Source organism: Sphingosinicella rhizophila, assembly GCF_032378825.1.
Classification (GTDB): Bacteria; Pseudomonadota; Alphaproteobacteria; order Sphingomonadales; family Sphingomonadaceae; genus Allosphingosinicella; species Allosphingosinicella rhizophila.
Map to the genome: position 1 here is coordinate 145906 of NZ_JAVUPU010000006.1, position 21181 is coordinate 167086.

Annotated in this window: 21 protein-coding genes; 9 read left to right on the forward strand and 12 right to left on the reverse strand. The window is 65.9% G+C overall.

The features are described 5' to 3' along the window. The first annotated feature begins 530 nt into the window (after positions 1-530). Complete coding sequence (locus RQX22_RS13040) at positions 531-1055, forward strand: RNA polymerase sigma factor (RefSeq protein WP_315726977.1); 525 nt, start codon at positions 531-533, stop codon at positions 1053-1055. A gap of 6 nt (positions 1056-1061) precedes the next feature. Continuing rightward, the gene (locus tag RQX22_RS13045; RefSeq protein WP_315726978.1) at positions 1062-2138 is read left to right on the forward strand and encodes a FecR family protein; all 1077 of its coding nucleotides are present in this window, start codon (positions 1062-1064) and stop codon (positions 2136-2138) included. A 412-nt stretch (positions 2139-2550) separates the two neighbouring features. Here RQX22_RS13045 and RQX22_RS13050 read toward each other — a convergent pair whose 3' ends face one another. Then, positions 2551-2859, reverse strand: a complete 309-nt coding sequence (locus tag RQX22_RS13050) for a DUF1244 domain-containing protein (protein WP_315726979.1) — start codon at positions 2857-2859, stop codon at positions 2551-2553. A 362-nt stretch (positions 2860-3221) separates the two neighbouring features. Here RQX22_RS13050 and RQX22_RS13055 point away from each other — a divergent pair, with 362 nt between their 5' ends. Genes RQX22_RS13055 through RQX22_RS13075 form a run of 5 tightly spaced genes read left to right on the forward strand, consistent with a single transcriptional unit; the run spans position 3222 to position 6136 of the window. Continuing rightward, positions 3222-3467 (forward strand): MoaD/ThiS family protein, encoded by a 246-nt coding sequence (locus RQX22_RS13055; protein ID WP_315726980.1) that lies wholly within the window; start codon positions 3222-3224, stop codon positions 3465-3467. Positions 3468-3469: 2 nt separating this feature from the next. Then, positions 3470-3931, forward strand: coding sequence for a molybdenum cofactor biosynthesis protein MoaE (locus tag RQX22_RS13060; RefSeq protein WP_315726981.1), 462 nt, complete (start codon positions 3470-3472; stop codon positions 3929-3931). Continuing rightward, positions 3931-4467: a molybdenum cofactor biosynthesis protein B gene (gene moaB / locus RQX22_RS13065; RefSeq protein ID WP_315726982.1), complete on the forward strand. Its 537-nt coding sequence runs from the start codon at positions 3931-3933 to the stop codon at positions 4465-4467. Before RQX22_RS13060 ends, moaB begins: the two co-directional genes overlap by 1 nt. Next, positions 4464-4952 carry a cyclic pyranopterin monophosphate synthase MoaC gene (gene moaC, locus RQX22_RS13070; RefSeq protein WP_315726983.1) on the forward strand — a complete coding sequence of 163 codons (489 nt, stop codon included), beginning with the start codon at positions 4464-4466 and terminating at the stop codon, positions 4950-4952. The genes moaB and moaC overlap by 4 nt, the downstream gene beginning before the upstream one ends. Then, positions 4949-6136, forward strand: coding sequence for a molybdopterin molybdotransferase MoeA (locus RQX22_RS13075; protein WP_315726984.1), 1188 nt, complete (start codon positions 4949-4951; stop codon positions 6134-6136). Before moaC ends, RQX22_RS13075 begins: the two co-directional genes overlap by 4 nt. Here RQX22_RS13075 and mobA read toward each other — a convergent pair. Continuing rightward, a complete protein-coding gene (gene mobA / locus RQX22_RS13080) occupies positions 6077-6706 on the reverse strand; it encodes a molybdenum cofactor guanylyltransferase (RefSeq protein ID WP_315726985.1) in 630 nt (209 codons plus the stop codon). The genes RQX22_RS13075 and mobA overlap by 60 nt on opposite strands. Beyond that, the gene (locus RQX22_RS13085; protein ID WP_315726986.1) at positions 6703-7443 is read right to left on the reverse strand and encodes a sulfite exporter TauE/SafE family protein; all 741 of its coding nucleotides are present in this window, start codon (positions 7441-7443) and stop codon (positions 6703-6705) included. Before RQX22_RS13085 ends, mobA begins: the two co-directional genes overlap by 4 nt. A 146-nt stretch (positions 7444-7589) precedes the next feature. On the opposite strand from RQX22_RS13085, the gene RQX22_RS13090 reads away from it, so the two are divergent. Then, complete coding sequence (locus tag RQX22_RS13090; RefSeq protein WP_315726987.1) at positions 7590-8795, forward strand: alginate export family protein; 1206 nt, start codon at positions 7590-7592, stop codon at positions 8793-8795. Between the two features lie 12 nt (positions 8796-8807). Here RQX22_RS13090 and RQX22_RS13095 read toward each other — a convergent pair whose 3' ends face one another. Beyond that, positions 8808-9548, reverse strand: coding sequence for a Crp/Fnr family transcriptional regulator (locus RQX22_RS13095; protein ID WP_315726988.1), 741 nt, complete (start codon positions 9546-9548; stop codon positions 8808-8810). A gap of 111 nt (positions 9549-9659) precedes the next feature. On the opposite strand from RQX22_RS13095, the gene RQX22_RS13100 reads away from it, so the two are divergent. After that, positions 9660-10127 (forward strand): GNAT family N-acetyltransferase, encoded by a 468-nt coding sequence (locus RQX22_RS13100; protein WP_315726989.1) that lies wholly within the window; start codon positions 9660-9662, stop codon positions 10125-10127. Positions 10128-10153: 26 nt separating this feature from the next. Here the strand turns inward: RQX22_RS13100 and RQX22_RS13105 are convergent, their stop codons facing one another. Genes RQX22_RS13105 through RQX22_RS13140 form a run of 8 tightly spaced genes read right to left on the reverse strand, consistent with a single transcriptional unit; the run spans position 10154 to position 21154 of the window. Beyond that, positions 10154-10363 carry a hypothetical protein gene (locus tag RQX22_RS13105; protein WP_315726990.1) on the reverse strand — a complete coding sequence of 70 codons (210 nt, stop codon included), beginning with the start codon at positions 10361-10363 and terminating at the stop codon, positions 10154-10156. Further along, positions 10335-10694, reverse strand: coding sequence for a hypothetical protein (locus tag RQX22_RS13110; RefSeq protein WP_315726991.1), 360 nt, complete (start codon positions 10692-10694; stop codon positions 10335-10337). Before RQX22_RS13110 ends, RQX22_RS13105 begins: the two co-directional genes overlap by 29 nt. Beyond that, on the reverse strand, positions 10694-11605 hold the full coding sequence (locus RQX22_RS13115) for a peptidylprolyl isomerase (RefSeq protein ID WP_315726992.1): 912 nt from the start codon (positions 11603-11605) through the stop codon (positions 10694-10696). Before RQX22_RS13115 ends, RQX22_RS13110 begins: the two co-directional genes overlap by 1 nt. Continuing rightward, positions 11602-12393 (reverse strand): respiratory nitrate reductase subunit gamma, encoded by a 792-nt coding sequence (gene narI, locus RQX22_RS13120; RefSeq protein WP_315726993.1) that lies wholly within the window; start codon positions 12391-12393, stop codon positions 11602-11604. Before narI ends, RQX22_RS13115 begins: the two co-directional genes overlap by 4 nt. Further along, positions 12390-13088 carry a nitrate reductase molybdenum cofactor assembly chaperone gene (gene narJ, locus RQX22_RS13125; protein ID WP_315726994.1) on the reverse strand — a complete coding sequence of 233 codons (699 nt, stop codon included), beginning with the start codon at positions 13086-13088 and terminating at the stop codon, positions 12390-12392. The genes narI and narJ overlap by 4 nt, the downstream gene beginning before the upstream one ends. Beyond that, the gene (narH, locus tag RQX22_RS13130) at positions 13085-14614 is read right to left on the reverse strand and encodes a nitrate reductase subunit beta (protein WP_315726995.1); all 1530 of its coding nucleotides are present in this window, start codon (positions 14612-14614) and stop codon (positions 13085-13087) included. Before narH ends, narJ begins: the two co-directional genes overlap by 4 nt. Next, positions 14611-18405, reverse strand: a complete 3795-nt coding sequence (locus tag RQX22_RS13135; RefSeq protein WP_315726996.1) for a nitrate reductase subunit alpha — start codon at positions 18403-18405, stop codon at positions 14611-14613. Before RQX22_RS13135 ends, narH begins: the two co-directional genes overlap by 4 nt. 13 nt (positions 18406-18418) lie before the next feature. Continuing rightward, on the reverse strand, positions 18419-21154 hold the full coding sequence (locus tag RQX22_RS13140; protein WP_315726997.1) for a nitrate/nitrite transporter: 2736 nt from the start codon (positions 21152-21154) through the stop codon (positions 18419-18421). Positions 21155-21181: the final 27 nt, after the last annotated feature.

Sequence of the window (21181 nt, forward strand, 5' to 3'; positions counted from 1 at the left end):
GGGGCCATGACGCAGGGGAGAGCGGCTCCCCCCCCAACTTTTTTTCCTCAATCTTCCTCGATCTCGCGCAGCGGTGGCCAGGCCGCACTTTCACAAATTCTACTCCGAACGGCATCGGCTGCTGCAAGCGCTCGGCTCATTGACCGCAGATGTCTGACACTCCGCGCGAAAGGACCCTCTTGCGCTCTCCGGCTTCGACTCTATCCTGAAACATGCGCCGTCCAGCGGCGCCGAGGCGTGAGAACCTCGCTTGTGGGACCGGCTTGCTGCCGGGTGGCCGTCGCGCATGTCCAGACCGCTTGCGGTTAAAGGCGGCGGCGCAAGTCCAAGCTTGTTCTCAACACCCGGCTTCCCGCCGGCTGCCTCGTCGAAGGAGGCAGGCTTTGGCGACCGTCCGGAATATTGCTGGCAAGCCTTGCTCGCCGTTGCTGCTGCGCGGGCAAAGGTAGACCGTGCACCGGGCCGCTCCAGCCGACGCCTGGCAAGGTGGAGACGAGCCGCTCCCGATTAGCGACGCTCACCCAGCCCCAATGGACGATTGCCAGGCGGCAGTCGCGGAAACGGTGTGCCTCGAGGCCCTGTACCGCGACCAGTCTCCGCGGCTCCTTCGCTCAATCGCACGCAGGACCTCCAGCCGCGAAGAGGCGCACGACCTCGTTCACGAGATCTTTCTGCGGATCGCAAGGATCGGAGCTTCCCGCCCGCTGAAGCTCGACAAGCCGGAGGCGTATCTCAGCCGGATGGCTACGAACCTCCTGCGGGATGTGGCGAGGACCGCCTCGAGACACCAATCGGACAGGCATGTGACAGTCGATGAGCAATCCCTGGCCGGAGCGGGCCAGCAGAAGCATCTTGAAGCGCGAGATATGCTGCGCCGCATGGAAACCGCTATGCTAAAGCTGCGGCCGATCACCCGGGAGATCTTCATGGCGCATCGTCTCGACGGCCTGAGCTACGCTGAAATCGCCGACCGTACCGGCCTGTCCGTGAAGGGCGTCGAGAAGCATATGAGCAAAGCCATCGCCCAAGTCGCCCGCGCCCGGCGCCGGGGCTGACCGCAGATGGTCTGGCCGTTCCGAAGCGCGCGCGATCGCCTCGATGACAAGGCGGCCGAATGGGCGAGCAAGATGCGGGGGCCGGAGCGGGAGCGGCACCGCTCGGCATTCGAACGCTGGTACCGCTCGAGCCCTGCTCATGCCGAAGCCTTCGAAGAAGCAACGGCCGGTTTCGAGGAGGCTGGCGTCCTGAGGCAGGGGGAACTCGGCAAAGCCCGTCACCTCCCCGAACCGCAGAGAAAGGCAGTCCCGCTCCGCTACGCGTTCGGCGCGGTCGCAGCCGCCGCCGCTGTGGCGCTGATCTTCCTGATGAGCGCTTACGCGCCCTCGCCCGTGCCCAGCGGAGACTCCCCGATCAGATACGCCACCGCTGCCACTGCGCGGAATGTCGAGCTGTCGGACGGCTCACACATGGTGCTGGCGCCAGAGACGATTGCCATCGCCTCCTTCACCAGCAGCGAACGGCGCATTACCCTCGAGCGGGGTCGGGGCCGCTTCACCGTGGCTCATGAAGCCAGACCCTTCCGGGTCGCTGCCGGCGAGGCCGAGGTCCTGGCGCTCGGCACCGTTTTCGAAGTGAGCTACGCGCCTGGACAGACCAGAGTCGCTCTTATCCAGGGATCGGTGGACGTTTCTTATCCCGGCGAGCCGGAAGAATCAGGTCGGCAAGTGCGGCGGCTGCAGCCCGGGGAACAGATCGTCGTCGGAACCCCACCTCAAGGGGAGGTGCGGGCCCCTCCCCTGCCTCGAGCCCCGCGCGCGTCTGCGCCCCGCGTAGAACCCGCGCCGAGGATGCTTGAGTTCGACAATGCTCCGCTGACACAGGCGGTCGTCGAGGTAAATCGCCACAGCCGCACGCGGCTAATTCTCGCCGACCCTTCCATCGGCGAGTTGAGGATCACTGGAGGGTTCCGTGCCGGCGATGTCCGCGCCTTCGCGGAGACCCTCGCCGCGGCCTTCAGTCTCCATCTGGAACGGCGGCCCGACGGCTCGGTGGCTCTTCACGCCATTCGAGCCGATCCTGAGGATGCGATGGGGGAATTGCCTGACCGGCCACTACCAGTGCAGGCAGATCGACGGTGATGGCGGGGACGCACATTGCGGAAAGCTCCCGCTTCCACCATTTGTCATGCCCGGTCCAAGTGGCCGCCAGTGGCAGGAGGCGAAGTGTCGGTTCTCGAAAATGTCCGGGCTTTCGTCACACGCATTTCTCCGGAAGCGGTCTGCGACGACTGCATCTCCGAAAAGCTCGGTCTGACGGTTCGCCAGCACGCGAATCACAAGACGAGAGAGCTGGCCGGCTCCGGCGGACTCGAGCGGCGAAAAGGGATTTGCGGCTTCTGCCGGAGGGACAAGCTCGTTATCCGCAAGTTGTGAGCAGCATCAGTCCCTGAGGCGGGACGCGCGGCCGCCCATGCTCGCGCTTCGGCATTTCGTCCCGGCCTCTGGGGCTCCGACGGCCGATGGCCAGTCTGATCGCCAAAACCGCTATATCCTAACCGGTTGGGTTACGGGCGACGCTCTCTTTCATCCGTGTCAGTTGCTCGGGTGAGGCGGGCTGCTGGAAGTGTTCCTTCCAGGCCTCGTAGGGCATGCCATAGACCGCCTCGCGCGCCTCATCCTTCGAGAGCGGCCGCTCGCCCGCTTCGGTCGCCTCTCGGAGCCAATCGGCCAGGCAGTTTCGGCAGAAGCCGGCAAGTCCCATCAGCTCCACATTCTGCGCATCGCTGCGGTGGCCGAGATGGTCGATGAGCCGCCAGAATGCCGAAGCGGCGGCAGATTGATCGATATCGGCTCGGTTCAAGGTTTATCTCCAGTTTGACATCTGACGGCTTAGCCGAGCGATTAGCAATGATTGCGACGCAGGGTCTGCGCCGCTCAGCGATGCGCCAAGCGATGCTCTCCTTTCAAGGGTGGATGTCCTTGCAACCGCGCCATGTGCAAGGCCGACAACCGCAGATGGGCTTCCGCAGCGGCCTGCCCGCGAGCACGGTAGGCAAGATCGAGCTCGGTTGTGGCACGGCGCATATGATAGTCTCGGTCTGGATCGGACGACATGGCAACCCTCCTGCCCCGGGAGTGGCCCCTGCGCATACTGTCCGCATTGATTTGAATCACCGGCCGCGGAATGGGACGGGGTACGGCGCGGCGAATGGAGAAGAGGTTATGAAAATATTGTTCTTTGGTCGCCTGGGCGACATGGTGGGGCGGGAAACTCACGTCGAGGTGCCGCCGGAGACGCGCACGGTGGCGGACCTGCGGCAGCTGCTTGCGCAGCTTCATCCAGCTGCTTCCGAGGATCTGAGCAGGCCTTCGCTGAGGGCCTGCGTCAACGATCTCATCGTAGGCGAGAATTATGTGGTCGCCGATTCCGAGACCGTGGAATTCTTCCCGCCGCTGTCGGGAGGCTGAGCTTGCGCCACAGCACATGTCTAGCGAGCGACCGCTTCGATCCGGCACTTGAACTGTCGACCTTCCTCGGTCAGCTGAGCGACGAAGGCGGGATCGTGAGCTTCGTCGGGGTCGCCCGTCCGACGACGCGGGGCGGCAGCCCCGTCGAGCGCCTGTTCCTCGACCACCATCCGCGTCTCACCGGGCGGTCGCTCGAAGAGGTCGCCGGCGCGGCAGGCGACCGCTTCGACGTCAGCGCTTTGCGTGTCGTCCACCGCTTCGGCGAGGTCGCTCCGGGCGAGGCGATCGTGTTCGTCGCCGCCGCCTCGGCGCACCGGCGGGCGGCTTTCGAGGCGGCCGATTACGTCATGGACCGCCTCAAGACGGACGCGGTGTTCTGGAAGCGCGAGGACGCAGTCGACGGGTCGCACTGGATCGAGCCGACCGACTCCGACCGCGCCGAGCGGGCGCGCTGGAGCGAGTGATGGCTGGCATCGACGAAAGCCTCGCCTTCCATCCGCTGCGGATCGCGGTCCTGACCATCTCGGACACGCGCACCGAACAGACGGACAAGTCCGGCGGCCTCCTTGTCGAGCGCCTTGTTGCCGCCGGCCATGAGCTGGCCGGCAAGACGATCGTCAAGGACGAGGTCGGCGCGATCCAGGCGCAGGTGCTTGCCTGGGTCGGCGACGAGAACGTCGACCTGATCATTTCGACGGGCGGCACGGGTTTTGCCCCCCGCGACGTGACCCCCGAAGCCGTGAAGCCGCTGTTCCGCCGCGAAATGGACGGCTTTTCGATCGTCTTCCACCAGGCGAGCCTCGGCACGGTGGGCGTCTCCACGCTCCAGTCCAGGGCGTTCGCGGGACAGATCGACGACACATTCGTCTTCTGCCTGCCCGGCTCCACCGGCGCCTGCCGCGACGGCTGGGACCTGGTCCTCGCCCTCGAGCTCGACAGCCGCTATCGCCCCTGCTCCCTCGCCGGACAGATCCCACGCCTGAGGCATCTCTGCGCATGAGCAAGCTTACCCATGTCGGCGACGACGGCCGCGCGGCCATGGTCGACGTGTCCGAAAAGGTGCCGACCCACCGTGTCGCGACCGCAGGAGGCAGACTGCGGTGCCTGCCGGCGACGCTCGAGCAGGTCCAGGCCGGGACGACGCCTAAAGGCTCGGTCATCCAGACGGCGGAGCTGGCCGGGATCATGGCAGCCAAGCGCACGGCGGAGCTGATCCCGCTCTGTCATCCTCTGCCGCTGAGCAAGGTCGCGGTCGCGATCGAGATCGACGAAGATCTGCCCGGTTTCCAGCTGATGGCGGAGGTGCGGACGCTCGGCGTTACCGGTGTCGAGATGGAAGCGCTGACGGCGGTGTCCGTCGCCTGCCTCACGCTCTTCGACATGCTGAAAGCGATCGATCGGACGATGACCATCGAAGCGATCCAGGTGACGGCCAAGAGCGGCGGCAAGTCGGGCTCGTGGGCGAAGGACGACCCGGCTCGGTGATCGGATTCGACGAAGCCATCGAGCGCATCCGGCCGCTCGCCCACCCGCTCGGACTGGAGGAGGTTTCGCTGGCCGAGGCCCACCGGCGCGTGCTGGCCGTGCCCGTAAAGGCGCTCGTCGCCGCTCCCCGAACCGACGTGTCGGCGATGGACGGCTACGCGGTCCGGGACGCCGATCTGGCGCGCCTGCCGGCGCGGCTGCGGATCGCCGGAGAGTCGTTCGCTGGCGGCGGCTACGAAGGTCTACTGGAACAGGGGGAATGCGTCCGCATCTTCACCGGAGCACCGGTTCCCGCCGGCGCCGATCGGGTGGTCGTCCAGGAGGTCGTGCGACGTGAAGATGACCTTGCCCTGTTCGAGGCGGCGCCGGGACCGGCCCGGCATATCCGCAAGGCAGGCTCGGATTTTTTGCAGGGCGACATCCTGCTCCAGGAAGGCACCTTCCTCGGGCCGAGACAGCTGGTCGCCGCCGCCGCTGCCGACCTCGACATGCTGGCCGTCTGGCGCCGCCCGAAGCTGATGGTGCTCAGTACCGGCGATGAGCTGACCGAGCCGGGCACCGCCCGCCACCAAAGCGGGACCATCCCGGAGAGCGTCTCGTTCGGCGTCGCCGCCGCCGCCGAGCAATGGGGCGCGAGCTACATGGGACGGGCCGGACTCGCGGACCGGCTCGGCGAACTCGAGCAGGCGGCGGCGCTCGCCCTGCGCGACGCCGATCTCGTCGTGGTGACCGGCGGCGCGTCGGTGGGCGAGAAGGACTTCGCCAAGCCGATGTTCGAACCCCAAGGGCTTGAGCTCGTCTTCTCCAAGGTGGCGATCAAGCCGGGAAAGCCGGTCTGGCTCGGACGCGCCGGCGGACGCGTCGTGCTTGGCCTCCCCGGAAACCCCACCTCGGCGATGGTGACGGCACGGCTGTTCCTCGCACCCTTGCTCGCCGGGCTGACGGGCCGCGACCCGGCCTCGGCCCTGCGCTGGCGCAAGCTCCCGCTCGCCGGCGCCGTGCCGCCCGTCGGCGATCGCGAGACCTTCGCGCGCGGCCGCTCCGAGGATGATGGGGTCCGGATCCTCTCCAATCAGGATTCCAGTGCTCAGAAGGCCCTCGCGGAGTGCGACCTTCTGGTGCGCCTAAGGCCGGGAATTGCCGGGACCAGTCCCGGGCAGACCGTCGAGGTCCTCGATTTCTGAGTCGAGCCGACGTTCGGCTTCGGCAAGGTCGCTCTCGCTGTTGACGTTGAAGAATTGCCCGCCGCTCCATTCCACCCGAACGAAGCCGACTGCTTCGGCGAAACCAATGAGCGAGCGCCTGCCCGACGCCAGGTAGGCGGGAAGACAATCCAGCGTTTCAGCCCGCCAAAGGGCGCAGGCCGGGTGGAGGTCGGCTCCGCTCGCCGGGACGGCGGCAAGCCGGTTGCCGATCGCCGCCTGGAGGCGCGGGCCCAGGTCAGGCGGCAGGAACGGGACATCGCAGGGAATGGTCAGCGCGAAGTCGCGATTCGCTTCCCGCGCGGCCCGCAGAGCGGAGCCGAGACCCGCCAGCGGACCGGCAATGTTGTGATCGTCGACCAGGACGGGGACATCGAGGCCCGGCACCTGGCCCGGCTCGCGCAGCGCAAGCCGAAGGTCGCCGGACCAAAGTCGCGCGGTGCGCACCGCACGGTCGATCAGCCGCTCGCCCCGAAGCTCGCGCAGCGGCTTGCCGCCGCCGATCCGCCGCCCCTCGCCGCCGGCGAGGATGACCACCAAAGGAACCCTCATTGCAGCAACAGCTTCAGCCCGGCGATGACCAGGACGAGGCCGAGCGCCTGCAGCAGACGCTGCCTCGGCAGACGCCAGACCCCCGCCCAGGTGCCGATCAAAGCGCCGGCCGCCACGGCGCCCACGAGGATCGGCAGCTCGGCAGGCAGCGCCCGCACGCCGGCGACATTGCCGAGCAGCCCCGCGGCCGAATTCAGGAAGATGAACGCCGCCGCCACGCCCGAGGTCTTCCGCGCCTCCTCCCAGCCGAACAGGATGATGAGCGGGCTGAGGAAGATGCCGCCGCCGGTTCCCGTCAAGCCTGCGAGCAGCCCCAGGCCGGCCCCGGCGGGGAGGCTGATCGCGAGCGATGGCGCTTTGACGGGCCGGTCCGCCATGCGCTCGGGCTGCCAGAACAGCCGAATGGCCGCCGCGATCAGGACAAGGCCGACCAGCGGCCGGTAGAGTTCGGGCGGGAGCTGGACCAGCCCCCCGGCAAAGGCCGCCGGGACCGCCGTCACCGCGAAGGCCGCGAGGAGCCGCCAGTTCGTCTGTCCGAGCCGGGCGAAGCCGACAGCCGCCACCGCCGACACGACGAGATTGAGCGTGAGCGCCGTCGGCCGCATCGTCTCCGGGCCGATCGCGAACAAAGCCATGATCGCCAGGTAGGCCGAGGCTCCGCCGTGCCCTACGGAGGAGTAGAGCGCCGCCGCCAGCCCCATCAGCAGCGCGATCCAAATAATGGTCGTCTGATCCATCTCCCTCCTTCTGGTCGCTTCAGGATGGCTCCAATTGACGCAAATCATCCGCCGCTCGTCACCAGCCGCTAGTCCGGTGCCGCGTCAAGAGATGCTGGCGCGATCAAAGGGCAGCCGACGTGCCGATCAGGTTTATTCGAGCCGCGATGGCCGCGGCCATTCTGGCCAGCGCAACGGGCACCGCCGCGGCTGCACAGGAGGCCGGCGCTCCGGATCGGGTGCAGCTCAAGCCGATCCTCGATACACGTCTGCGCTACGAGAGCGTCGATCAACCCGGCCTCGACGCCGACGCGCTCACCCTAAGGATGCGCGCCGGGGCGGAGGTGAGGCTCGGCTCATTCTCGCTGCTCGCGGAAGGGGAAGCGACGCTCGCGCCGATCGACAGCTACAACGCCTTCCCCTTCCCGCTCCCCAGCGAAGCCCAGCGCCGCCCGGGCTATGCGGTAGTCGCCGACGCGACAAATGCCGAAATCAACCGGCTGCAGCTGCAGTACAGGAGCGGCGCCAGCACGATCACGCTCGGGCGACAGCGGATCAACCTCGACGATCAGCGCTGGGTGGGTTCGGTCGGTTGGCGCCAGAACGAGCAGACGTTCGACGCGCTGCGTGTCGAGACGATCGCGGGGCCCGTCGCTGTCGACCTCACCTACGCCGTCAGCCAGCGGAGCATTTTTGGGCAAGATGCCGGTCCTCGCACTGCTTATGACGGCAACTTCCTGTTCGCGGGCTTTACCTCGAGTCTCGGCCCCTTCCGGGGCAGGCTGTTTGCCTATCTGCTCGACCATGAGGAGGACTTCTTCTTCGCGAACAGCAGCCAGAGCTACGGCGCAATCCTGAGCACCACCGTTCCCCTCCAAGCCAATGGGGGGATCACCCTTCGCGGGAGCTATGCCCGTCAAGCGGACTATGGAAATAACCCGTTCGAATATGCCGCCGATTATTGGACGGTGGAAGGCGCGACCGATCTGGCAGGGTTTACCGTCACCGCGGGGTGGGAGCAGCTCGGCAGCGACAGCGGCCGCGCGGTGCAGACGCCGATGGCGACCCTTCACAAGTTCAACGGCTGGGCCGATCTGTTCCTGACGACTCCGCCAGCCGGGCTGGAGGACGCCTATGTCTCGATCGGGCGCAGGTTCGAAGGCGTGAGGCTGCTCTCCGGCCTGAACGCCACTCTGGCTTTCCACCAATTCGACAGCGCCGCGGGCGACGTCGAATATGGCACCGAATGGAACGCATCGATCGGCTTCCGGGTCGGTCCGATAGGCATTCTGGCCAAGCTCGCCGACTATCAGGCATCGGGCTTCGGAACCGATACCCGCCGAATGTGGCTCCAGGCGGAATGGGCCTTCTAGAGAAAGCGTGCCTCAGACCTCGCCGAATCCCGCCGCCATCTCTTCCAGCCCTGGACGATCGGTCACCTGGACCCGGTCCTGCGTCTCCAGCCGGATCAGCCCCCGGTCGCGGAGAAGCGCCAGCATCCGGCTGACGGTCTCCTTGGTGAGGCCGAGATAGTCGGCAATGTCGAGCCTGCTCATCGGCAGGTCGAAGCGTCTCTCGGCCCGCCCGCTGACCCGCTCCTTGCGCTCCAGCAGCATCAGGAAAAAGCTGGCGAGCCGCTCGGCGGCCGTTTTGCGTCCGAGCAGCACCATCTGCTGCTGCGCCGCCGCGAGTTCGTGCGCGGCAAGACGGTAGAGCTCGCGCTCCACATCGGGGGTGCGCTCGACGAATGCGTCGAAAGCCTGACGTGAGAACCACCACAGCTCACTGTCGCTGAGCGCCTCGGCCGTGAAGGCATATTCATCGTCGACGGAAATGCCGAGGAAGTCGCCCGGAAACATGAACCCGGTCACTTGCCGCCGGCCGTCCGCGAGCAATGTATAGATTTTCAGCGATCCGCTTGCGAGCATGAAGACACGCTTCACGGGATCGCCTTCGTGGAACATCGGCTGGCCCGCCTGAAGATGCTGCGGGGAGCCGAGAGCGCGCAGATTCGCGAGCGTCCGAGGGTCGAGCCGCCGGCAGATGGTGATCGGGCGGATGACGCATTCCTCGCAAGGATGCCCCTTGGGAAGCTCGGTCAATTCGCCGGCGGGTTTGTAGGACAATCCGACCTCGAGGCACCGGCCTTGGCCGGCATGAAAAATGATTTGGCTCAACAGCCACATAGCGTTTTCGCCTTACGCTTCAAACTCCCGACAACTGGTCCCACGGAATCCATGCCCCAATTCACCCTATCCCGGCTCGGAGTGGATCGGCTCGGCGAGGCCTATCCCCTCATCCGATCAGCGGCGCGCGTAAGCCCGGAGCGGTGGGAGGCATTCGCGCACGACCTGTGCGAGCATGGCGGCGGCGTGCTGGCGGTGCTCGCCGAGGACGGACGTGTCCACGGCGTCGCCGCTTACCGGCCAACCGGCAGTCTCCGCCATGAAAGCGGCTTCCTCGTCGAGGTCATCGCCACGTTCGAGCTGAGCGGATCGGGCTGCGTGCGCAAGGCGCTCTGCGCCGCCCTTGAGGAGACTGCCCGGAGCCAGGGCTGCCGGAGCCTCATCTTCACCATGGCCGCGGCCGGCTATGGCGATCCTTCATCCCGCCGCCGGTTAAGCTGGGAGGATCTGGGTCTGGAGATGGAGACCGTCAGCTTCGTCCAGCAGGTCGCCGAGCCGTCCGGGGCGCTGCGCTCCTGACGCTCGCAGCGCTGCTCGCGGCGGCTTCAGAGGATGAAGTAGATCGCGAGCGCGACGCAGATTACCGTCACCACGAGCCAGATGACCGGCCAGCCCTCGCCCTGCCCTTCCCTCGCCCCCGTGGTCTCCAGCGGTCCGGGCGTGCTCGTTTCCGTGTCGTAGGTCGTGTCGGTCCGGCTCTTGAGGGCCGGATTGAGCGGAGCCTGCTCAGGCTGATCTCTCGATGGGTCGCTCATCGGCCGTTCCTTGGGCTTGATGGTGGTGGGAATGAGAATGGTCGCCGCAGGCTGAGGCGGTCAAGCGCCAGTGCACCATCGCAAGCAGGCAGATGGTGCCCGGGTCGCCGCTGTCCCTGAGGCTGGAGGTGAGCGTCGCCCAGTCCTCCTCGCCAGCGAAGCGCGAGAAATCCGCGACCGCCGCGCGCACATAGGACGTGGGGGTGAGACCCGTCCGCTCGGCCGCTTCCGCGACGTTCGCCGCGAGAGCGGGATCGGACTGCCGGAGCCACGCCTGAAAGTTGCCGGCCGAATCGCGCGCGGCCGCGAGCATGTCGCCGAGCATCGGCATCAGCCGCCGGCGCCTTCGATCAGCACGCCCTCGACCTCGCCTCGCGCCGCAAGCGCCGCGACATAGCGTGCAGCGCCGACCGACCAGCTGCGCGCCTCGAGCATGTCAGCAATCTTGTCGCGGGCGATCTCGAAGGGAAGGGTGCGGCCGTCGATTCGCCGGTGAAGGCGGAGCACGTGCCAGCCGAAGCGCGACCGGACGGGCTCGCGTGCCGTCTCGCCATCGGCGAGCGCCTCGATTCCCGCCTGTACCGACGAGACCAGCTCGCCGCGCCTGATCTGGCCGAGCGAGCCGTCCTGCTGCGCGGACGTGCACCCGGAAAAGGCTCGCGCCGCGGCGGCGAACTTAGCGGAATCGTCTCCCACTTCATCGGCGATCGTCCGCGCGCGAGCCTCGGCAGCGGTCCAGGCGGCATCGTCGTCGCCCTCCGGCTCGATCAATATGTGGGCGGCCTCGAACAGGTCGGGGGTGCGGAACCGCTCCTGGTTCAACTCATAATAACGGCGACACTCCTCCTCACCTGCCTCCGCCGGTTGGACTTCCTCCTCGAGCAGCATCCGCACCAGCGCGTCTTCTTCCGGTTCGCTCCGCCCGGCTTCGTCGGCTTCGGGTTCGGGTTCGAGACCGAGCCGCCGCGCTTCCTGAAGCAGCAGTTCGCGCACCGCGAGCGCTCGCGCTGCCTCGATCCAGGCAGTCTCGGCATCCGGGGCTGGATGGTGCTGGATTTCCTGCGAAATGGCTTCCGGCGTGATCTCCACCCCGTTGACCCGAACCTCGCCGAACGACAGCGGCGGCGGGATCACCGGTTCCGGTCCGCCGCCGCAGCCGCCACTCTCGCAGGCACTGGGCATGACCGGAGCCGGCCGCTGGGCGGGGTCGCCGAGATTGATGACGTCGAGCCGTCTGCTCATGTCGCTTGACCTTCCTCTGAGGCTTGGCGAAGCACGGTGTCGCCGCCGTAACTTGGCGCCACGCCGGCCGGGCCGCGGGTGGGGGAGTAATTCGGTTTGCCAACGCTGCGCGACCGGACGATCTGGTAGCCCGGCCGGAGCAGGAACCAGATCGGAGCGCTCCAGATGTGCACGAGCCTTGTAAAGGGCGTGATCAGGAAGAGCGTCAGCCCGAGGATGATGTGAAGCTTATAGACCAGGGCCACCTCCTGGATGTGCTGCGGCGCCGCCGGATCGAGCGTCAGCACGCCTTGGGCCCAGCTCATGAAGTGCAGCATCTCGCTTCCGTCGAGATGGTCGAGGGTCCACCAAGTCGTAAGGATGCCGAGCACGAGCTGCAACCAGATCAGCACCAGCACCGCTATGTCGCCGATCGACGAGCTTCGGCGGATGCGCGCGTCGAACAGGCGACGATGGAGCAGGAGCGAGCAGCCCACGAACGCTGCCACACCTGCTATGCCGCCGACTACCAGCGCCGCGACCTGCTTGAAGCCGTGCCCGATCCCGAGCGTGTCGATGACCGTGACGGGGGTGAGCAACCCGACGAAATGGCCGACCAGCAGGATCAATACGCCCATATGGAAGAGATTGGAGCCGATCAGCATCTGCTTGCGGCGCAGGAACTGGCTGGACTGCGAGCGCCAGCTATACTGGTTGGCATCGAAGCGCAGAATGCTGCCGACGACCAGCACCGTCACGGCGAGATAAGGATACCAGCCGAACGCCAGCTGGTTGATGAAGTCGTTCATTGTCCCGCCTCCCTGTTGACCGCGCGGTTGGACGCGCGGATCTTCGCCACCACGCCGGTCGGACCGCCCATCTCATGCGCGCCCGCGAGGTTGAAGGAGACCGGCGCCTCCTCCCATTCCTCATCGATCGTCGGCGGGTCCACGGCCGGCGTGTTCTCCTCGACCTGCGCCACCGCTTCGGCCGCGGGACGGACCCCGGCGAGAGAGACGAGAGCGTGGAAGATGGCCGCATAGGGCGACTGCCTCTTGTCGAGCCGCTCCGCCAGGGCCGCGAAGACATGCGCCGGCTGTCCCAGCATCTCCCGCGCCTCGGCCGGAGGCAGGCAGGAGGCGAACTCCAGGAACACCGGCACGAAGTCGGGAAGCTCGCTCGCCTCAAGGAAGAAGCCATGCTCCATATATTGCTGGCCAAGGTCGATCATCGCCTGGCCCCGCTCCCGACTGTCACCGTGGACATGCTCGAACAGGTGCAGCGAGAGCGAGCGCGACCTGTCGAACAGCTCGCTATAGGCGGACTGGAGGTCCAGCAGATCCTCCGTCTCGAAGCCCCTCAGCAGCAGCTCCAGCCGCTCCATCTCGACCCGCGGAAGCGCCACTTCGTCGCGGATCGCCGCCCTCACCTCGCCAGCATTGGCATGGAGCTCCTCCGAAGGATAACCGAGCAGTGCAGCAAGGGCTCTCAGGGTCATTCTCATGTCGGTATGTCCATATAGGGTTTGCGGGGGGTCTTCTTGGCGCCGCCACCGAACAGGTTCATCTTCGACGATCCCTGCGTGCCTTCGCGGAAGCCGAAGCCGCTCGAGCCGCGGAGCACATAAGCGTCCTCGTCCGTTTCCCGCCGGGCAGTTGGGATGACGTAGCGGTCCTCGTAGGCGGCCAGCGCCATGATCTTGTACATCTCCTCGATGCGGGCGCGGGTGAGGCCGACACGCTCGGGAATGGACTCGTCGATCCGGCCCTCCACACTCTTGGCCCGCATATAGGCCCGCATCGCCAGCATCCGCTCCAGGGCGGCGGCGATCGGCTCCTCGTCGCCTGCGGTCAGCATGTTGGCGAGATAGCGCAGCGGGATGCGAAGGCTGCGAACGTCCGGCATGCCGTCCTGAACCGACATCTTGCCGGCCTCCGCCGCCGACTGGATCGGCGACAGGGGCGGCACATACCAGACCATCGGCAGCGTCCGATATTCCGGATGGAGCGGGAAGGCGATCTTCCACTCCATCGCCATCTTGTAGACCGGCGAGCGGGTCGCGGCCTCAAGCCACTGATCCGGAATGCCTTCGGCCCTCGCCGCCTCCTGGACCGCCACATCATTGGGATCGAGGAACACGTCGAGCTGCGCCGGATAGAGGTCCTTCGGATCCTCGACCGAGGCGGCCGCTTCGATCTTGTCGGCGTCGTAGAGCACCACGCCAAGGTAGCGGATGCGGCCGACGCAGGTCTCCGAGCAGACGGTCGGCTGCCCCGTCTCGATGCGGGGATAGCAGAAGATGCACTTCTCGGATTTGCCGGTCGACCAATTGTAATAGATCTTCTTGTACGGACAGCCCGAGACGCACATCCGCCAGCCGCGGCACTTCTCCTGGTCGATGAGGACGATGCCGTCCTCCGCCCTCTTGTAGATCGCTCCGCTAGGGCAGGAAGCGAGGCAGGACGGGTTGAGGCAGTGCTCGCACAGCCTCGGCAGGTACATCATGAACGTCTTTTCGAAGTGGCCGTAAATCTCCTTCTGGACCCCGTCGAAATTATAATCGTGGCTGCGCTTCTCGAACTCGCCGCCGAGCATGTCCTCCCAATTGCCCGACCATTCGATCTTCTCGATGATCTCGCCGGTGACCAGCGACCGCGGCCGCGCCACCGGCTGAGCCTGGAGCTCCGGCGCAGACTGCAGCCACTCATATTCGAACGTATAAGGCTCGTAGAAGTCGTCGATCTCGGGGAGGTGCGGGTTGGCGAAGATCTTGGACAGGATGCGCCACTTGGCACCCTGCTTGGGAACGATCTTGCCGTTCTTCTTCCGGATCCAGCCGCCTTTCCAACGCTCCTGGTTCTCCCAGTCCTTGGGATAACCGATGCCGGGCTTGGTCTCGACATTGTTGAACCAGACATATTCAACGCCTTCGCGGTTGGTCCAGACGTTCTTGCATGTGATCGAGCATGTGTGGCAGCCGATGCACTTGTCGAGGTTGAGCACCATCGCGATCTGAGCGCGCACCTTCATTTCGCGATCTCCCTGGTTTTGGCTCGGTTATCGCCGGTGCCCCAGTCGGCCGTGCCGCCGGCGACATTGGCGCTGTCGTCCGCCGCTTTGTCGAACCAGTCGATCTGGCTCATCTTCCGAAGGATCACGAACTCGTCGCGATTGGCGCCGACCGTGCCGTAATAATTGAAGCCATAGGCGAGCTGGACATAGCCTCCGATCATATGGGTCGGCTTCATGTTGATGCGCGTGACGCTGTTGTGGATGCCGCCACGCTGTCCCGTAATCTCGGACCCGACCACGCTCACCAGCTTCTCCTGCGCGTGATACATGATCGCGGAGCCCGGCATGATCCGCTGGGAGACGATCGCCCGCGCCGTCAGCGCGCCGTTGACGTTGAACACCTCGATCCAGTCATTGTCGACGATGCCCGCAGCCTTCGCGTCGTCCTCGCTGATCCAGACGGCAGGGCCGCCCCGGTTCAGGCTCAGCATGATGAGGTTCTCGGTGTAGGTGGAGTGAATCCCCCACTTCTGGTGGGGGGTCAGGATATTGAGCATGATCTCCTTGTTGCCGTTGGGGAGCTTGCCCAGTACCTGGAGCACGGTCTTGGTGTCGATCGGCGGCCGCCAGGTGACGAACCCCTCGCCGAACGCCCGCATCCAGTGGTGGTCCTGATAGAGCTGCTGCCGCCCCGTCAGCGTCCGCCACGGGATCAATTCGTGCACGTTGGTCCAGCCGGCATTGTAGCAGACATGCTCACTCTCGATGCCCGACCAGATCGGGGACGAAATGATCTTGCGCGGCTGGGCGGCGACGTCGCGGAAGCGGATCTTCTCCTCTTCCTTGCCCTCGGCCAGATGCTTGTGGTCGCGGCCCGTGGCCTTGCTCAGGGCTTCCCAAGCCTTGACGGCGACCTCCCCGTTGGTTTCGGGAGCGAGCATCAGGATCGTCTCGCAGGCGTCGATGTCGGTGTCGATCTTCGGGCGACCGGCCGTGGGTCCGTCGAGCACCCGGCCGTTAAGATCGCCGAGAAGCTCGATCTCGCGCTTGGTGTCCCAGTTGAGACCCTTGGCGCCGTTGCCGAGCGTCTCGAGCATCGGCCCCATCGAGGTGAAGCGGGCGTAGGTCTCCGGGTAATTGCGCTCGACGAGGTGCACGCCCGGCATCGTCTTGCCGGGGATGGGCTCGCACTCGCCCTTCATCCAGTCCTTGGGCTCGTAGGGCTGGGCGAGCTCGGCCGGCGTGTCGTGAAGGATCGGAGTCATGACGACATCATGTTCCACCCCGAGCACTTCCGGCGCCACGTCGGAGAACTTCTTCGCGATCGCCCGGAAGATGTTCCAGTCGCTCTTCGTCTCCCAGGCCGGATCCACCGCCGCCGAAAGCGGGTGGATGAAGGGGTGCATGTCGGACGTGTTGAGGTCGTGCTTCTCGTACCAGGTGGCGGTCGGCAGCACGATGTCGGAGTAGATGCTGGTGGTCGACATGCGAAAGTCGATGTTCACCATGAGGTCGAGCTTCCCGACCGGCGCTTCGTCGTGCCAGACCACTTCCTTGGGCCGGTCGATCCCGGCCGCTTCATCGTCGGTACCGACGACGCCGTGCAGCGAGCCGACGAGGTGCTTCAGGAAATATTCGTGGCCTTTGCCGCTCGCTCCCAGCACGTTGGAGCGCCAGAAGAACATGTTGCGGGGCCAGTTCTTCGGGTTGTCGGGATCTATGCTCGCAGGCTTGAAGGTTCCCGCCTTGAGGCCGTCGGCGACGACGGTCGCGGGATTGGCACCCGTGTCGTGGATGTGCCGACCGAGCTCGAGCGGATTGACGTCGAGCTGCGGCGCCGAGGGCAGCCAGCCCATCCGCTCGGCCTTCACATTATAGTCGATCATGCTGCCCGACCAGTCGCCCTCCGGCGCGAGCGGCGACAGGATCTCCGACATCTTCAGCGACTCGTAGCGCCACTGGTCGGTATGCGCGTAGAAGAAGCTGGTGCCGTTCATCTGCCGCGACGGCCGGCTCCAGTCGAGACCGAAGGCCATCGGCAGCCAGCCGGTCGCCGGACGGAGCTTCTCCTGGCCCACATAATGCGACCAGCCGCCGCCCGACTGGCCGATGCATCCGCACATGATGAGCAGCGAGATGATCCCCCGGTAGCTCATGTCCATATGATACCAGTGGTTGAGGCCGGCCCCGAGGATCACCATCGAGCGGCCCTTGGTGGTCTCGGCGTTCGCGGCGAACTCGCGCGCCACCTGGATGATCGCCTGGCGCGGCACGCCGGTCACCTTCTCGGCCCAAGCCGGCGTGAACGGCACGTCCTCGTCGTAACTCTTCGCCACATTGTCGCCGCCGAAGCCGCGGTCGACGCCGTAATTGGCGCAGAACAGGTCGAACACCGTCGCCACCAGGCCGGTCGAGCCATCGGCGAGCGCGAGCTGCTTCACCGGCAGGTTGCGAAGCAGGATGTCTTCATGGCCGGTCGCGACGAAATCATGCGGGGCGGTGCCGCCGAAATAGGGGAAGGCGACGGGACGGACCCCGTCATTATCCCCGGCGAGCGTGGAGCGGAGCCGGACGTCCCGCCCCTGCCCGTCTTTCTCCTCGAGGTTCCATTTGCCCTTGTCTCCCCAGCGGTGGCCGGCGGAGCCGAGCGGCACGACCAGTTCTCCGCTGAGCTCGTCGACAGCGACGGCCTTCCAGTCGGGATTGGCTTCCTCCCCGAGCGCACCGGGCAGGTCGGCGGCGCGCAGCATCCGGTCGGGAACCAGCCGGCCGTCCCGCTCCACCAGCTTCACCAGCAGCGGAAAGTCCGAATATTTGCGGGTATAATCGGCGAAATATTCGACCTGCCGGTCGACGTGGAACTCGCGAAGCACGACATGGCCGAGCGCGAGCGCCAGCGCGGCGTCGGTGCCCTGCTTGGGGTGCAGCCACATGTCCGAGAATTTGGCGGCTTCGTTGTAATCGGGCGCGATCACCACGCTCTTGGCGCCGCGATAGCGCACTTCCGAATAGAAATGGGCGTCCGGCGCGCGCGTCATCGGGATGTTGGAGCCCCAGACCAGCAGGAAGCCGGCATTGTACCAGTCGGCGCTTTCCGGGACGTCGGTCTGCTCGCCCCAGGTCTGCGGTGAGGAAGGCGGGAGATCGCAATACCAGTCGTAGAAAGAGAGGAGGTTGCCGCCGATCAGCGACAGATAACGGCTGCCGGCCGCGTAGGAGATCATCGACATCGCCGGGATCGGCGAGAAGCCGGCAATCCGGTCGGGCCCGTGCTCCTTGATGGTGTAGGCGTTGGCGGCGGCGATCAGTTCGGTGACCTCATCCCAGCCGCAGCGGACGAAGCCGCCGCGCCCGCGCTTGGCGACCCAGTCCCGCCGCTTGGCGGGGTCCTGGACGATCGACTTCCAGGCCGCCACCGGGCTCATGGTCCTGCGCGCCTCGCGCCAGTGGCGGACCAGGCGAGCGCGGACGAGCGGGTATTTGATCCGGGTGCCCGAGTAGAGGTACCAGCTGTAGCTCGCGCCGCGCGGGCAGCCGCGCGGCTCGTGGTTGGGAAGATCGGGCCGGGTCCGCGGATAATCGGTCTGCTGGGTCTCCCAGGTGACGATGCCGCCCTTCACATAGATCTTCCAGGAGCAGGAGCCCGTGCAGTTCACGCCATGGGTGGAGCGGACGATCTTGTCCGCGGCCCAGCGCTTGCGATAGGCATCTTCCCACTCGCGCGTCTCATCGGTTGTGATGCCGTGACCATCGGAGAATTTCTCACGCGTCCTGCGGAAGTAGGTGAGACGGTCGAGAAAGTGACTCATGATCGCTCCTTGGTCAGGCCCGGAGGGCTGAAGGCTGGGGAGACGCCGACCGGCGCTCCAGGTTTCGAAGCAAGCCGCGCGGACCGCTATAAACGTACCAGGTCAACGTCGCGCAGCTGATGTAGAAGAAAAGGAAGGCCCACAAAGCGGCATTCGCCGTCCCGGTCAGTTCGATGGATGAACCGTAAGCTTTGGGAATGTAGAAGGCACCATAGGCGGCGATCGCGGACGTGAAGCCGATCACCGCCGCCGACTCCCGCTCCGCCTGCGCCCGCCGGCGCTCCTCCGGAAGGCCCGGCTCGGCGCGGTCGATCGCACTGCGCATGATGCCGGGGACCATCTGGAAGGTGGAGGCATTGCCGACCCCGCTCACGAAGAACAGCAGCAGCACCATGCCGAAGAAGCCGCCGAAGCTGCGCGCCTCCAGGAACCAGATCATGCCGAGGATGGCCACAATCTGGATCAGGAAAACCCAGAACGTCACCCGCGCGCCGCCGACGCGATCCGCAATCCAGCCGGTGCCGGCCCGGGACAGCGCACCCAGGAGTGGCCCCACGAAGGCGTAGCGAAGCGCGTTCACCTCCGGAAAGACGAGGTTGGCGAGCAATGGAAAGCCCGCGGACATGCCAATGAATGTCCCGAAGGTGCCCGTGTAGAGCCAGCACATCAGCCAGGTGTGCGCCCGGCTGAAGATCGTCGCCTGGTCGGCGAACGAGGACTTGGCGCTCAAGATGTCGTTCATGCCGAACCAGGCCGCCAGGGTCCCCAGGATGATCAGCGGCACCCAGACGAAGCCGGCATTCTGCATCCATAGCTGCGTGCCGTCGGCGGCGGTCTGCGCCTGCCCGCCGAGCGCCCCGAACAAGCTCATGGTGACGACCACCGGCACCAGGAACTGCATCAGGCTGACGCCGAGATTGCCGAGGCCGGCGTTGAGGGCGAGCGCGTTCCCCTTCTCCGCCTTCGGGAAGAAGTAGCTGATGTTCGCCATCGAGGAGGCGAAGTTGCCGCCGCCGAAGCCGCAGAGCAGGGCCAGCACCAGGAAGATGAGGTAGGGAGTCTGCGGGTTCTGCACCGCATAGCCGATGCCGAAGGCCGGGATCAGCAAGGTTGCGGTGGACAAGGTGGTCCAGAGACGTCCGCCGAAGATCGGCACGAGAAAGGCATAGAAGATGCGCAAGGTCGCGCCGGAAAGGCCCGGAAGCGCCGCCAGCCAAAAGAGCTGGTCGGTGGTGAAGTCGAAGCCGATCGCCGGGAGCCGCGCGACGACCACGCTCCACACCATCCACACGGCGAAGGAGAGCAGCAGGCAGTAGGTCGACACCCACAGGTTCCGCCGCGCTATGGCCCGCCCGCCGCTGCTCCAGAAGCCGGGCTCCTCGGGCCGCCAGTCGGCGATCGGACCCGCGCGCCGCGGCCGCATCGCGATCCCCGGCTCGCCGAAACCCTGCATTTCGGGCAGCTCGGGGACGCTGGCCAACGTGCCCTTGCGTTCGGCGCCGCGCTCCATGTGGCGGATCGCGACGTGCATCCAAACCAAAGCGACCGTCACCAGCACGAACAGCAGGACGAAGGAACTCGTCCAGACTCCAGTCAGATCGAGCAGGGCCCCGAAGGCCAGCGGAAGCACGAAGCCGCCGAGGCCGCCGATCATACCGACGAGACCGCCCACCGCTCCGACGCGGTTCGGATAATAGACCGGGATATGCTTAAACACCGCGGCCTTGCCGAGACTCATGAAGAAGCCGAGCACGAAGATCGTCACCAGGAACGGAACCAAGCCCATTTCGGTGCGGAAGGTGATCGGCCCTCTAACCCCCTCGATGATGTAGGTGGTGGGCGGGTAGGACAGCATGAAGCAGCACAGCACCGACACGCCGAAGGTCACATACATGACAGAGCGGGCGCCGTAGCGGTCGGACAGCTTGCCCCCATAGATGCGGAAGAGGCTTGCAGGCACCGAGTAGAAGGCGGCGAGCATCCCCGCGGTCTTGATGTCGAGGCCGTAGACGCCGATCAGATAGCGAGGGAGCCATAGCGCCAGCGCGACGAACGCCCCGAACACGAAGAAGTAATAGAGCGAGAAACGCCACACCTGAACGTTCTTCAGGACGGCGAGCTGGCTTGCCATGCCCTCGGCCTTCACGCCGCCCCGGGCGCGGGCGAGCTGGTCCGGATCCTCCTTGGTCAGCAGCATGAAAAGGACGGCCATGACGATTAGTGCGGCAGCCCAGACCTGCGCCACCGCCTGCCATCCCGCCGCCACCATCACGAACGGAGCCACGAACTTGGTCACTGCGGAGCCGACATTGCCTGCTCCGAAGATGCCGAGCGCCGTTCCCTGCTTCGACTTCGGGTAGAATTTGGAGACGTAGGAGACGCCGACGGAGAAAGCGCCGCCGGCTATACCGACGCCGAGGGCTGCGAGGAGCAGCTGCGAATAGGTGGTGGCGTAGGAGGTGAGGAAGGTCGCGACCGCCGCCAGCACCATCACCAGAGCGAACACCCTGCGGCCGCCATGTTGATCGGCCCAGACGCCGAGGAAGACGCGGCTCAGCGACCCGGTGAGAATGGGCGTGCCGACCAGCAAGCCGAACTGCGTTTCCGAAAGCCCCAGCTCTTCCTTCACGCCCAGGCCGATGATCGAGAAGATCGTCCAGACTGCAAAGCAGGCGGTGAAAGCTATGGTGCTGGTCCAGAGCGCTTTGTCGGCGCCGGCGGCTGGCACTTCGGTCACAGCGGCATTCATCTGTCGGGTCCCCACCCTTCGGTTGCG